This is a genomic window from Bdellovibrio sp. MYbb2 (genome assembly GCF_056175685.1).
Map to the genome: position 1 here is coordinate 1,684,036 of NZ_JBJKJI010000001.1, position 12,273 is coordinate 1,696,308.

The window sequence follows — 12,273 nt, forward strand, 5'->3', positions numbered from 1 at the left end:
GGGCCAGCGCTTTCGGTGGCAGCGTGGCTCCACCTCTGTCATGACGCACTAGCGAGACTGGTGTCGTTCTTCGCTCAGTTTTTGAATATGATTTAGCAGGTCGGCTTTACGCAGGGGTTTGATCAGATGCAAATTGCAACCAACGGAAAGACTGCGATCAATTTCATTTTTCAAGGCAAAGGCGGTGAGTGCCCAGATAGTCGCAGGCGGTTGTTTGTGTTCTTGTTCCCACTTGCGGATCTTCTGGGTGGCGGTAAAACCATCCATCACCGGCATCTGCATATCCATCAATATAAGATCAAAGCGCTGCTTTTGTGCCAGCTCCAAAGCCTGGCGTCCGTTGCTGGCCTCGGTGATCTGGTGAGGGGTGTTTTTCAAGTAAGCCTTGATCAGCAGACGGTTGTCATCGGTGTCATCCACTATAAGAATGGACAAAGGTTCCAGCGTCGTTGCGGTTCCGGTTGATGCCGGGCCACTGTCTTCGGACGGACTTTGCATTTCTTCCTGCACATCGCGCAGCCAAGGCAGTTCCAGACTGAATGAAAAACGGCTTCCGCGGTGCAGTTCACTTTCAATGGTGATGTCACCATTCATCATCTTCACCAGTCGTTTCGAGATAGAAAGCCCCAGACCCGTGCCGCCAAACTTGCGGGTGATAGTTGAGTCGGCTTGAGTGAACGGCTGGAACAGTTGTGGGATCTTGTCACGCGGAATGCCAATGCCGGTGTCACTGACATGGAAAATCAGATTGCCGTCCAGTTCGGTTTGGTTCTTCATCAGCTCCACCCGGATTGAACCGTCCGTGGTGAACTTCAAAGAGTTGCTGATCAGATTTGAAAGCACCTGGCGGATGCGGGTCGGGTCACCCATGAAAATACTGTGGGTGTCCTCGCTGAGATAAACAGTCAGTTCCAGATTTTTTTCGCGGGCCTTCAGTTCAAACATCTCGGTGATGTCGGCCACCAGACTGTGCAGATCAACTTCGGTTTTTTCAAGCGTCACCAGGCCGGCTTCGATTTTTGAAATATCCAGAATGTCGTTGATGATGCTTAAAAGATTGTGGCCGGCTTTTTTGGAAATCTCCACATAGTGCTTCTGATCATCATTCAGCGGGGATTCTTCCAGCAGGTCAGACATGCCGACGATCACGTTCAGCGGAGTGCGGATTTCGTGGCTCATGTTGGCCAGAAACTCGGATTTTGTTTCTGACGCCTTTTTCAGCTGCACATTCAGATCAATCAAGTGCTGGGTTTTTTCATCAACGATTTCCTCCACCGTGATGATGCGGTTGGCGATGGTCAGCAGCAGGGCGCAGATCAAAAACACAAATATCAGCGAGGTCAGCAAAAACACGGCGGCATTAAATGCCGAACCCTGGCGCAGGGACGTGTCCTGCTGAACCGTGATTTCCCACTGCCTGTCGCCGACCTCCAGATGGGAACTCCATTTGAAGTCCGCATGGAAGTCGTTTGCGGTGTCCGTGAGGGTGTCGACCATCAGTTCGCGGGCTGAAGCATTGGTGACGTCTTCGATCAAAACACGATAGCTGGGATCATTCAGAACATCGGTCAGGTCCCGCAGAATACCATCCAGGCGCAGAACCTCCAGCAGCACTCCTTCAGGGCGGCCAATGGCCAGGAACAGGTAGATGCCGCGGGCCGGGTGATTGAATTCATTCAGCTCCAGCGGGCTGGAGGTGATGATGCGTTTTTTATCCAGTGCCTTTTTTAGCAGGGCATTGCGATCCGGATGAGTGCCAAAGTCATAACCCAGGATCTTGCTGTTCAGCGCGCTGGGTTCGATGTATTCGATGCGAAATTTTTCAGGCTGGGTGCGGTCGTAAGGAATCCAGGCCAGTGCCTGAACCTCGGGACGGCGCGAATGCAGGGTTGTGGCAAATTCACGGAACTCCTGACGGGTCACGGTGGTTGAGCTGTCGAAAAAGCTCTTCAGTGAAATCAGCATGTCGATGTTGCCGTTAAAGTCCTTTTCCAGAACATTGAACGTGAACTCGGCCTTGCGCGTGAATTCGCCAGCCTGCTTTTCCTGTTCCGAGTGGGTCAGGTACTGAGAGGCAGACAGAATCAGCGCAAACGCCACGCATACCGGCACCAGAACTTTGGTGACAGATTTAAGCCAGTAGCGGCGCGACTGGGTTGAAAACATCAAAGCCAGCGGGGCAAAGATCAGGCCCCCAATGGCATCGCCGACGAACCAGTGAATCCAGTTCATCAGAATATTTTTCTGCGACAACAGGTCGTTGAAATACAGCAGTCCGACACCCCAGCTGGCGCTGAACAAAGCCGCAACGGGCCCGGATAAGAACAGGAACAGAATCACTTCGCGTTCAAGATAGAAGCGTTTTGGGAAATGGAGAAAACGTCGGATTAGCAGGGCGGCGATGATGACTGAAAGCGTGTTTCCTGCTGAAATCCCCAGTGGCAGCAGCAGATTTGAAATACTTTCCAGGTGGCGGGCATTGACCAGAAAGGCGCCAATCAGAACCCCGGGCCAGCGGTTGACTCCAAAAAGCAACAGCGCTGCGATACTGATACCAAATGGGGGCCAAACCAATGACGCATAACCCGGTGGCAAAGCCAGCAAAAGCCCCAATCGTCCTGTCAGATAATACAGAACGAAAATAAGAAAGGTCTGAAAGGCCCAGGTCTTTAAAAGTCGGTGGAACATAAGTCCATTTTAACGATGTTCCAGAGGGGAAACAATCTATACCTATTTACCCTCTACCAAATGCCTTTTTGAACTGTTGTCAAAAGCGTGTTATGAATAGACCACGGTTAGGAGAATTCCATGTCAAACATCCCTGGGGTGTGCGCAAGCCCCGACAAAGAAACACAGCAATACGTTTTCAACCACACCATGCTTAGGATCAAAGACCCTAAAGCTTCGTTGGATTTCTATACCCGCGTTTTAGGGATGACACTGGTACGAAAGCTTGATTTTGCAGAGTGGAAGTTTTCCTTGTTCTTCCTGGCATATGTTCCGGAAGGCACCAAAGTTCCCACCGATAATGAAGCCAATGCCCGTTATGCCTTTGGTCGGGAAGCAGTCCTTGAACTGACCCACAACTGGGGCACCGAAGAGCAGGAAACCACGCCGTACCATAACGGCAACACCGAGCCTCGCGGTTTTGGTCATATCTGTATTTCAGTCCCGGACATTCAGCAGGCCTGTGCCCGTTTTGAATCCCTGGGTGTGAACTTCCAAAAACGTCTGGGCGAGGGCGGTATGAAAAACATCGCTTTTGTCAAAGATCCGGATCAATATTGGATTGAGGTGGTTCAACCAGGTCTTCTGTAAAAACATGCGCAATCGTTGGCAAACTCTTAGAAAATGGATCTTGAAAGCAGTGCTGCTTTTTTTGGTGAGCACTCTGGGATTCGTTTTGCTGTATCGCTTCGTTCCGGTGCCGTTGACGCCACTGATGGTGATTCGTTCGGTCAGTTCGGTGTGGGGTGAAGAGTTTGTCGGCATTCACAAGGACTGGGTTCCGCTGGAAGAGATTTCGCCCTCTGTTCAAAAGGCTGTGCTGAAGGCCGAGGACTATCGCTTCTTTGAACATAACGGTTTTGACTTTGACGCCATTGAAAAGGCGATGAAGTACAACAAAACCCACAAGCGTAAAAAAGGTGCCAGCACCATCACTCAGCAGACGGCCAAGAATGTGTTTTTGTGGCCTCAGCGTGACTGGGTTCGCAAAGGTCTTGAAGCTTACTTTACCATTCTGATTGAATTCACCTGGCCCAAAGAACGCATCATGGAAGTTTATCTGAATGTGATCGAGCTGGGCCCCGGAGTTTACGGAGTCGAAGCAGCTTCACAGAAATACTTCAAGCGCAGTGCCCGCAACATCAATCCGTATCAGGCGTCTTTGATTGCGGCGGTGTTGCCAAATCCCCGCCGCTTCCGTATTGATCGCCCTTCCAACTATGTTGTCGGCCGTCAGCGCCGCATTTTGAATCGTGTGGCTCCGGCCATTCCCAAAGCGGCCGATGCTTCTGTGCTGGACTTCCTGGATCTGAAGTTTGACAGCGAAGAAGACGAATCCGCCAACTAAAATCCAGCGTCGAAGGACAGATTGCCTTCATCAGTAAAATCCCCAAGACTTTGACTAAGTCAGAAGGGGATTTATGCACCATCTTGTCCGGTATGTGCTTTTGCTGCTGACACTGGGACTGGTTGCCTGCGGAGCGATCTCTTCCGGCGGGGACAGTTCGAAGGATCCGGACACCAATCCGCAAAAGCCCGTGGACCCGCAAGAGCTGCACTACCCGAATGTGGATGCCGAGGTTTTCTCTGTCAGCTGTTATCGCTGTCACAGTCATCTGTTTGGAGTCACCCGCGGGGGCGTTGCTTTGGATTCCTATGCAGAGGCCAGCTTCAATGCCGCCAGAATTTATCAGGCCGCCATCGTCGAAAAGCGCATGCCTTTGGGGGGCATGCTGACCGTGCGTCAGTATGAACTGCTGAAAGCGTGGCTGGAGGCGGGGGCCCCGGCCTTCGAAGCCAGGGTTGCGCCGGACGCTTTGGCAGACTAGAATTTCCCCATGAGTTCAACCAAGCAAAAAGCCCAGATGATAAAGGCAATCAACGAACGCGGATGCCTGTTGGTGTATCCGCTGGAAAACCGCAAAGAGCCCGCCAGTCTGTGGTCCGAACTTTACCCGCGCACGAAAATGCGCTGGGAATGGGACCAGGATGGTGACAACCGCGTGGCGGAAATGTGGGTTTTGCGTGAAGAGCTTTCGCGCAGTGAAGAAGTCATCTATGCCAAGTGGTTCCGCAACCGCGCGACTTTTTTCTCGAAAGAAGTTTATCTGAATATGCTGGCGTATCTGGGAAGCTCACAGGGGCGCATTCAGTTGCCGCGTTCCAGTCAGGAAGCTCTGGACAGTTTTTTACTGGATTCCCCGCAATCAACCAAGGTGATCAAGGAAAACCTGGGCTGGCAGGGCAAATTGATGGAAAGCCATTACAATCGGGCGATGAAGCCCCTGTGGAACTATCTGTTTGTGGTGGGTTATGGAGAAGTGCAGGATTCCAGCTTCCCGTCGTTGAATATGGCCGCGGCCCAAAATCTGTTTGAAGACCTGTGGCTGCAATCCCAAAGCATCAATCCAGACAAGGCGGAAGCTTTTTTGGAAAACAAGCTGGGCTCTGACAATCCGTTTTTTAAATACGCGCAGAAGATGGTGAAAAGCAGCTCTCAGCTTTAGTTTCCTGCCTGTTGTCAGCGCTGTATTTCTTCAGAACCCGCAGCGCTCTTTTGCCTCCGTTTTAAAATCAGTAAAAAGTGATGTCATGCAAAGACATCACTTCATTCTTCTTTTGATTTCGGTTCTTTTCATTCACACCTCAGGCGCGCTGGCGGCCCCGCAAGTCAGGTTTCAAACCGAGTGTCAGCAAGGGCAGGACCGCATAGGTCTGTCCTTTGTGGGCGACATTCTGGTGCATGAAGCCTTGTACCGGGCGGTCGTCAACGGCACTCAGCATTTCAATCAGATCTGGCGGCGCACGGACCCCTTGATGATGAAAGCCCATTTTTCAGTCGGGAATCTGGAAGGCCCTGCGGCCCTGGGGGTCGACAAGCGGGGCAAGGATCACGGGGACGTTGGTTTCATCTATGACGAGGTCGTGTATTCGGGGTCTAATTTTTCCTTTAACTATCATCCGCGCATTTTGTCGGATCTGTATCGTTCGGGTTACGATCTTTTGACGGTGGCCAATAATCATTCGCTGGACCGCAGTTGGCTGGGAATTGATAAAACCATCCGGGCCGCACGCAATGTCGGAATTCCCACGGTGGGAATTCGCATGTCATCAGAACGCAGCGGAGCTTTTCATCAGATTGTTTCTATCGAAGGCTTCCGCGTGGCCTTTTTGGGCTGTACAGAAATGAGCAACGGTCACAACGACAGCAAAGATCAGGTGCTGTTCTGTTATAAGAATCCGGACAAGATGGTTGATCTGATTAAAAGCATCACCGCGGATTCCAGTGTTGATGCGCTGATTTTGCTGCCGCACTGGGGGCAGGAATACAAGCATTTTCCGGATTCACGTCAGAAAGCCTTTGCGCGACGTTATCTTGACGCTGGGGTGACAGCGATCATTGGTTCGCATCCCCACGTGCTGCAGCCGTGGGAAAAATATGTCACCAAAGACGGGCGTGAAACTTTGGTGGCATATTCACTGGGGAACTTTGTGGCAGGCCAGGCAGGCCTGGCTCGCAAAACCGGGTTGGTGGTTTATCTGGGGCTGGCCCGAACCGGGGGGCGGGTGAAGATCTTTGGTGCTTCTTATACACCGACATATCGCGAGGGTACCGAGATTTATCCGGTCACGAAAAATCAGGCGGTTTTTGATCACGTTGCAAGTATGTACGGTCAAGAGCGTCGCTTGGATGTTGCCGGGGACCTGATGACTCATCTGTGCACGAAAAGTGAATGATTTGCACCGTCCTTCGGGGTTACACTTAAATCCATGAGCGACAAAGACAAATTCCCCGTGACTCTGGCCATTCGTGAACTGCAGAAGCATGACGTGCAGTACACCGGACATCTTTTTCCCTATGAAGAAAAAGGCGGAACGTCTCACTCTTCAAAAGAGCTCGGTGTGCCCGAGCATCATGTGATCAAAACCCTGATTATGGAAAATGAAAAGAAAGAACCCCTTGTGGTTCTGATGCATGGGGATCTGCAGGTTTCCACCAAACAACTGGCGCGCGAACTGGGTGTGAAAACGATTTCACCTTGCAAGCCGGAAGTGGCGGACCGCCATTCGGGTTATCAGGTGGGTGGCACGTCGCCTTTTGGAACCAAGCGCGAGATGCCGGTGTATATGGAAAAAACCATTCTGGATCTGGATCTGATATTCATCAACGGGGGCAAGCGCGGATTCCTGGTTTCAATGAAGCCCCAGGAAGTGCAACGGCTTTTGCAGCCCACGTTGGTGCAGGTTGGTGTTAAAGCTTCTTGATTACAATGGCCTTTGAATAGCTGTTTTCTTGTTTGTTTACATCTTCAAGATTCTCAAGATTGTCTTTGATGGACAATTTTTTGAACCCACATAGGCTGAAACCAGCGCTTGTTCGGAGGTTTCATGTCCTATGAGGGCGGTGTAAGAAAGCTTGTGGAAGTGATTCAGAACTTGTCTGCGACCCGGTCTTTGGATGAAATCACAAAGCTGGTGCGGACCGCGGCTCGGGTGATTGCCGATGCAGACGGAGCCACGTTTGTTTTAAAAGACGGGGATTTCTGTTTCTATGCCGATGAGGACGCCATCAGTCCCTTGTGGAAGGGGCAGCGCTTTCCGCTGGAATCCTGCGTTTCTGGCTGGGCCATGCTGCACAAAGAAACGGTGATCATCGAAGACATCTATCGCGACGAACGCGTTCCCTGGGACGCCTATCGTCCGACCTTTGTTAAAAGCATGATGATGACCCCCATTCGACGGGAAGCCCCCATCGGGGCTATCGGCACCTACTGGAAAGACCAAAGAGTTCCCACCGACGAGCAGCGCGAACTGCTGCGAGCTTTGGCAGATTCGGTTTCGGTCAGTATCGAGAATCTGAACAACTATAATGATCTGCAAAAACGCATCGAAGAACTGAAAGAAGCCAATCGTTCCAAAGATGAGTTCCTGATGACCGTGTCCCACGAACTGCGCACACCTTTGAATTCCATTATGGGCTGGGCCGAAATTCTGCTGGAGGCAAGTCCCGGGGACAAGGATGCGCGACTGGGTCTTGAAACCATCGAACGCAATGCGCGCAATCAGACCCGCATTATCGAGGACCTGCTGGATTCATCCCGCATTCTGCTGGGACGTTTTCATATGGAAAAACATCCGGTCGATCTGGTTGATGTGGTAAATCAGGCCGTGGATGCCGTTCGGCTGATGGCCGAAAAAAAGGACATCCATATCGAGATCGTCAAAGGTGTTGCGACCGCCATGATTCAAGGGGATGTCGAGCGTCTGAAGCAAATCGTCAATAATCTGCTGATCAATGCCATCAAATTTTCACACGCCAAAAGCCGCATTGAAGTGGCCGTGATTCGTCAGGGGCCAAGCTTTTCCGTGTCGGTGAAAGATGAAGGCGTGGGGATGGATGCAGACTTCATTCCCCAGGCTTTTGAAAGATTCCGTCAGGCCGATGGTTCGACCACGCGAAAATTTGGCGGTTTGGGTTTAGGGCTTTCAATTTCCCGACACTTGGTGGAAGCGCATCAAGGCACGATCATCGCGCGCAGTGAGGGCACAGGCAAAGGCTCGGAGTTCTCATTTTCAATTCCCGCCTGGAACAAGCAGGGTGAAATCGTCAATGAGGCGGCCACGATGGCGCCATCGCGCAACACCAAACCTTTGCAAGGGGCTCATATTCTGGTGGTGGATGATGATAAAGACTCACTTCAGGTGATGGAAACGGTCTTAAGAATCAACGGCGCAGATGTTGTGGCGGCAGATTCGGTCGAGGAAGCCCTGCTGTCTCAAGGAGTGTTCGATCTGATTGTGTGTGATCTGAGTATGCCCGGTGAAGATGGGTTTTCCTTCGCGCATCGGATACGCGCCGGGGAAACACGCTTTTCCCGACAGGTTCCTATGATTGCCCTGACGGCGTTTGTGGATAAAGGCAGCGAAACCAAGGCCTTGGGCGAAGGGTTTGACTCTTTTATGGGGAAACCTTTTGCCGTGCCTCAGTTGATTCGCAGTCTGGTGGAACTTAACAGTGCGAACTATACGCATTCGCGCAGTGATTGTGGCTGACACGCACTTGCTGTAAGATCAGGGGAATCATAGAAATCGAGTTTTTATGGCCTCTGCTGCTTCAGCGAATTCAGACGAACGATCCCAAAATCTTTTACTGTGGCTGGTCGCCATTGGTTTCTTCATGGAGACCCTGGATTCCACCATCGTTAACACCGCACTGCCGGGGATGGCGAAGAGTCTGGGGGAAAGCCCCCTTTACATGCAATCCGTGGTGATTGCTTACTCCCTGACAATTGCATTGTTGATTCCCTCATCGGGATGGATCACCGACCGCTTTGGAACCAAGAAGGTTTATCTGGGCGCGATCCTGGTTTTCACCTTGGGATCTTTGTGTTGTGCGTTTTCTCAAACGTTACCGCAACTGGTGATTTCACGCGTGCTGCAAGGGGCGGGTGGGGCGTTGCTGCTTCCGGTAGGACGTCTGGCGGTGCTTCGTGCGTTCCCGGCGGATAAGTTTTTGCAAGCCATCAGTTTTGTCACCATTCCCGGCCTGATTGGGCCTTTGATCGGTCCCACGCTTGGCGGGTGGTTGGTGGAGTATGCTTCATGGCACTGGATATTTCTGATCAATATCCCGGTGGGGCTTGTGGGTTGTTGGGCAACCTATAAGCTGATGCCGGATATTCGCGGTGCCAAGGCATCGCGCTTTGATATTTCAGGTTATGTGCTTTTGGCTTTCAGTATGGTTTCCATTTCTTTCGGGATGGAGGGTTTGGCTGAACTGGGGCTTCGCCCCGGATTGGTGATGATTCTGCTGGTGTTCGGTCTGGCAAGTCTTGCGGCGTACTGGCTGCATGCCGGGCGCACAGAAGCTCCGTTGTTTTCTTTGAATCTTTTTAAAATCGGAACTTACAACATCGGTCTGTTGGGGAATTTATTTGCCCGGATCGGCAGCGGGGCGATGCCGTTTTTGCTGCCTCTGCTGTTGCAGGTGGGCCTGGGTTATTCGCCTTCCTACGCGGGGATGATGATGATCCCAATGGCGGTGGCGGGCATTATGGCCAAACGTTTTGCCACGCCTTTAATCACGCGCACCGGTTATCGCAACATGCTGGTTGGTAACACCTTGCTGGTGGGTTTGACCATGGCAAGTTTTGCACTGATGTCGGAATCCCAGCCCATGTGGCTTCGTCTGGTGCAGTTGTTCTTCTTTGGCTGGGTGAATTCATTGCAGTTCACGGCGATGAACACACTGACCCTGAAAGATCTGGGCAGTGAATACGCCAGCAGTGGCAACAGTCTTTATTCGATGATGCAGATGCTGGCGATGAGTCTGGCCGTCGCGGCGGCCGGAGCGATGCTGACCGGGTTTTCGGATCAGTTTGGTTCAGTAAATCACGGCGCCTTACGCACGTTCCAGTGGACCTTCATTTGTATGGGGGTGATCACGTGCAGTTCGGCGGCGATCTTCTGGCAGGTGCCGGTCGGTGAGCGCAAGAAAGAGCCCATCCCGCAAAGCGAACCGTCACTGCATTAGTAACCTTCGTCGATCATCATCATGCGCTCTTCGTTGCGCATAAGTTCAAACCACAGGTTGTCTTCGCCATCGACTTCCTTGCTGCGCACTTTGTATTCTTTCAAGGTGCCCTGCACAGATTTGTTGAAATCATTGTCTTTAAAATTCACCCGGATCGTGCCTGCGTCATTGTAAGTCGCCGCTGGTGTGAACTTCAGGTTCACTTTCATTTTCGGGTTGTGACGGGTCATGGTGGCCTGCCACTCCGTAACCGGGACGGCTTTTTTCTCTAGGGACGGGTCCATCACATACGGAACCAGTTCCGATCCTCTTTTCACCAGCACCACCGGGGCCACATGGTATTTCCAGTCGACGGTCATCCCATTTTTGGTGGGATTCGGGCGGCGCAGGCGCGGGGATTCATCTTCGTTTACTGACGCAAAGACTTTCAGCGGTGTGATACCCTTTAGCAGCATCAAGCGTGACATTTCATGGGCACGCTCTTCACATCCGGCGATGGAAAATTCAAAAGGGATGTCCCCTTGGGATTTAAGTTCGCTGAATAGTTTCTGAGCATCGGCTTCGCTCATCACGGTGGCCTTGTCGCCCTGAAGGGTGGCGGTGGCCACTTTGGCTTCAGTGGGCTTTTCGGTTTTGCACGGCACACTTTCGCGGTTGTTCAGATAGCGCAAGGTGGTGTCCAGGTTTGTCGCAAAGGACGACAGATCATCGGCAGCAAAGCCCGCCTGACAGAACAGCAAAAGAAGTGGCAAAATGATCTTACCCATGGGAGTCTTTTCGGCAGGACACCCTTCAGGCATAAGTCAGTTCACTGGATGATGGTCGGGGTTTTCACGGTATTTCCAAGGAGCGAATGAATGGCACAGCGATCTTTCCCGGCAGTTTACATGAGAGGCGGCACCAGTCGTGTGGTGGTGTTCAAGAAAGACGATTTGCCTTCGGATCCGGCGCTCTGGAATGAGATTTTTCTGTCCTGCCTGGGAAGCCCGGACAGTCATGGTCGTCAGCTGGATGGCATGGGCGGAGGCATTTCGTCACTTTCCAAAGTCAGCGTGCTGTCGCCCTCGGCACGCGAAGATGCGGATGTGGATTACACCTTTGCCCAAGTGTCGGTGACGGAAGCCAAGGTCGATTACAAAGGCAACTGCGGCAACGTCAGTTCCGCCGTGGGTCCCTTTGCGGTGATGGCTGGGTGGGTGAAACCCTCGGGCAATGAAGCGTGTGTGCGCATTTTTAATACCAACACCTCGAAAATCATTCATTCCTATTTCCCGGTGGAAAATGGCGAACCCGTGTTCGCGGGTGACTTTGCCATTCCCGGAGTCAGCGGCACCGCAGCCCCAGTGCGGCTTGAGTTCCAGCAGCCCGGCGGTGCGGTGACCGGCAAGCTTCTGCCCACCGGGCAGGTTCGCGAAACTTTGAAAGTTTCTGAATCCGAGTCCATGGAAGTCACGTTGCTGGATGCTGCGAACCCTTGTGTGTTTGTACGGGCGAAAGATCTGGGACTGACCGGAGCTGAAACGCCGGCGCAATTGGAAGCCTCAGTGGAACTGCTAAAAAAACTGGATCTGGTTCGCCGACTGGGCTCCGTGAAAATGGGGATAGCTCCGGATCTGGAAGCTGCCAAAAACTCGATCGCCGTTCCGTACATCGCCCTGGTCAGTGCGCCGTCATCAGACGGGATGAATTTTTCCATGCGCGTGATCGCCAGCGGGCAGCCGCACAAGGCTTTGCCGTTGACGGTGTCGTTGTGTGCCGCCGTGGCCGCCAAGATTCCAGGAACAGTGGTCAGCGAACTTGCCAGTGGTATTTCAAATGAAGTGCAGATTGGAATGCCGTCAGGGGTTTTGACCTTGAACGCTGACGTCACTCAGGAAAAGGGGCAGTGGACGGCGGTCAGTGGCAGCTTTTTCAGAACTGCGAGACTTTTGTTTGCGGGCCGTATCTTCGGCTGAAAACGGGCTTGATGTAAAAATTTTGAACAGCTGAATGTCTTCTGGACGATTTCAGCG

General features: G+C 52.2%; 11 protein-coding genes. 9 read left to right on the forward strand and 2 right to left on the reverse strand.

Annotation, left to right across the window (positions count from 1 at the left end):
- Positions 1 to 48: 48 nt before the first annotated feature.
- A complete protein-coding gene (locus tag AC04MQ_RS08140) occupies positions 49 to 2,688 on the reverse strand; it encodes an ATP-binding protein (RefSeq protein ID WP_475391806.1) in 2,640 nt (879 codons plus the stop codon).
- Between the two features lie 120 nt (positions 2,689 to 2,808).
- Here AC04MQ_RS08140 and gloA point away from each other — a divergent pair, with 120 nt between their 5' ends.
- From gloA to mdtD, 8 genes are all read left to right on the forward strand, one after another.
- Positions 2,809 to 3,318, forward strand: a complete 510-nt coding sequence (gloA, locus tag AC04MQ_RS08145) for a lactoylglutathione lyase (protein ID WP_475391807.1) — start codon at positions 2,809 to 2,811, stop codon at positions 3,316 to 3,318.
- A 4-nt stretch (positions 3,319 to 3,322) separates the two neighbouring features.
- The gene (mtgA, locus tag AC04MQ_RS08150) at positions 3,323 to 4,075 is read left to right on the forward strand and encodes a monofunctional biosynthetic peptidoglycan transglycosylase (RefSeq protein WP_475391808.1); all 753 of its coding nucleotides are present in this window, start codon (positions 3,323 to 3,325) and stop codon (positions 4,073 to 4,075) included.
- A 73-nt stretch (positions 4,076 to 4,148) separates the two neighbouring features.
- Positions 4,149 to 4,556 carry a hypothetical protein gene (locus tag AC04MQ_RS08155; protein WP_041577892.1) on the forward strand — a complete coding sequence of 136 codons (408 nt, stop codon included), beginning with the start codon at positions 4,149 to 4,151 and terminating at the stop codon, positions 4,554 to 4,556.
- Positions 4,557 to 4,565: 9 nt separating this feature from the next.
- Entirely contained in the window at positions 4,566 to 5,234 is a 669-nt protein-coding gene (locus AC04MQ_RS08160) for an AlkZ-related protein (RefSeq protein ID WP_475391809.1), read from the forward strand.
- 85 nt (positions 5,235 to 5,319) lie between these two features.
- Positions 5,320 to 6,465 carry a CapA family protein gene (locus AC04MQ_RS08165; protein WP_475391810.1) on the forward strand — a complete coding sequence of 382 codons (1,146 nt, stop codon included), beginning with the start codon at positions 5,320 to 5,322 and terminating at the stop codon, positions 6,463 to 6,465.
- A gap of 33 nt (positions 6,466 to 6,498) precedes the next feature.
- Positions 6,499 to 6,993 (forward strand): Cys-tRNA(Pro) deacylase, encoded by a 495-nt coding sequence (gene ybaK, locus AC04MQ_RS08170; RefSeq protein ID WP_015091895.1) that lies wholly within the window; start codon positions 6,499 to 6,501, stop codon positions 6,991 to 6,993.
- Positions 6,994 to 7,116: 123 nt separating this feature from the next.
- Positions 7,117 to 8,781, forward strand: coding sequence for an ATP-binding protein (locus tag AC04MQ_RS08175; protein WP_015091894.1), 1,665 nt, complete (start codon positions 7,117 to 7,119; stop codon positions 8,779 to 8,781).
- A gap of 46 nt (positions 8,782 to 8,827) precedes the next feature.
- Positions 8,828 to 10,261, forward strand: a complete 1,434-nt coding sequence (gene mdtD / locus AC04MQ_RS08180) for a multidrug transporter subunit MdtD (protein WP_015091893.1) — start codon at positions 8,828 to 8,830, stop codon at positions 10,259 to 10,261.
- Here mdtD and AC04MQ_RS08185 read toward each other — a convergent pair.
- Positions 10,258 to 11,028: a protein-glutamine glutaminase family protein gene (locus tag AC04MQ_RS08185; protein WP_015091892.1), complete on the reverse strand. Its 771-nt coding sequence runs from the start codon at positions 11,026 to 11,028 to the stop codon at positions 10,258 to 10,260. The genes mdtD and AC04MQ_RS08185 overlap by 4 nt on opposite strands.
- Positions 11,029 to 11,118: 90 nt before the next feature.
- Between AC04MQ_RS08185 and AC04MQ_RS08190 the strand changes: the two genes are divergently transcribed.
- Complete coding sequence (locus AC04MQ_RS08190) at positions 11,119 to 12,216, forward strand: 2-methylaconitate cis-trans isomerase PrpF family protein (protein WP_015091891.1); 1,098 nt, start codon at positions 11,119 to 11,121, stop codon at positions 12,214 to 12,216.
- Positions 12,217 to 12,273: the final 57 nt, after the last annotated feature.

What these genes read in the sequence shown, in the direction of transcription:
- AC04MQ_RS08140 (WP_475391806.1), bottom strand. Translation starts at nt 2,688, where the DNA reads ATGTTCCACCGACTTTTAAAGACCTGGGCCTTTCAGACCTTTCTTATT.
- gloA (WP_475391807.1), top strand. Translation starts at nt 2,809, where the DNA reads ATGTCAAACATCCCTGGGGTGTGCGCAAGCCCCGACAAAGAAACACAG.
- mtgA (WP_475391808.1), top strand. Translation starts at nt 3,323, where the DNA reads ATGCGCAATCGTTGGCAAACTCTTAGAAAATGGATCTTGAAAGCAGTG.
- AC04MQ_RS08155 (WP_041577892.1), top strand. Translation starts at nt 4,149, where the DNA reads ATGCACCATCTTGTCCGGTATGTGCTTTTGCTGCTGACACTGGGACTG.
- AC04MQ_RS08160 (WP_475391809.1), top strand. Translation starts at nt 4,566, where the DNA reads ATGAGTTCAACCAAGCAAAAAGCCCAGATGATAAAGGCAATCAACGAA.
- AC04MQ_RS08165 (WP_475391810.1), top strand. Translation starts at nt 5,320, where the DNA reads ATGCAAAGACATCACTTCATTCTTCTTTTGATTTCGGTTCTTTTCATT.
- ybaK (WP_015091895.1), top strand. Translation starts at nt 6,499, where the DNA reads ATGAGCGACAAAGACAAATTCCCCGTGACTCTGGCCATTCGTGAACTG.
- AC04MQ_RS08175 (WP_015091894.1), top strand. Translation starts at nt 7,117, where the DNA reads ATGTCCTATGAGGGCGGTGTAAGAAAGCTTGTGGAAGTGATTCAGAAC.
- mdtD (WP_015091893.1), top strand. Translation starts at nt 8,828, where the DNA reads ATGGCCTCTGCTGCTTCAGCGAATTCAGACGAACGATCCCAAAATCTT.
- AC04MQ_RS08185 (WP_015091892.1), bottom strand. Translation starts at nt 11,028, where the DNA reads ATGGGTAAGATCATTTTGCCACTTCTTTTGCTGTTCTGTCAGGCGGGC.
- AC04MQ_RS08190 (WP_015091891.1), top strand. Translation starts at nt 11,119, where the DNA reads ATGGCACAGCGATCTTTCCCGGCAGTTTACATGAGAGGCGGCACCAGT.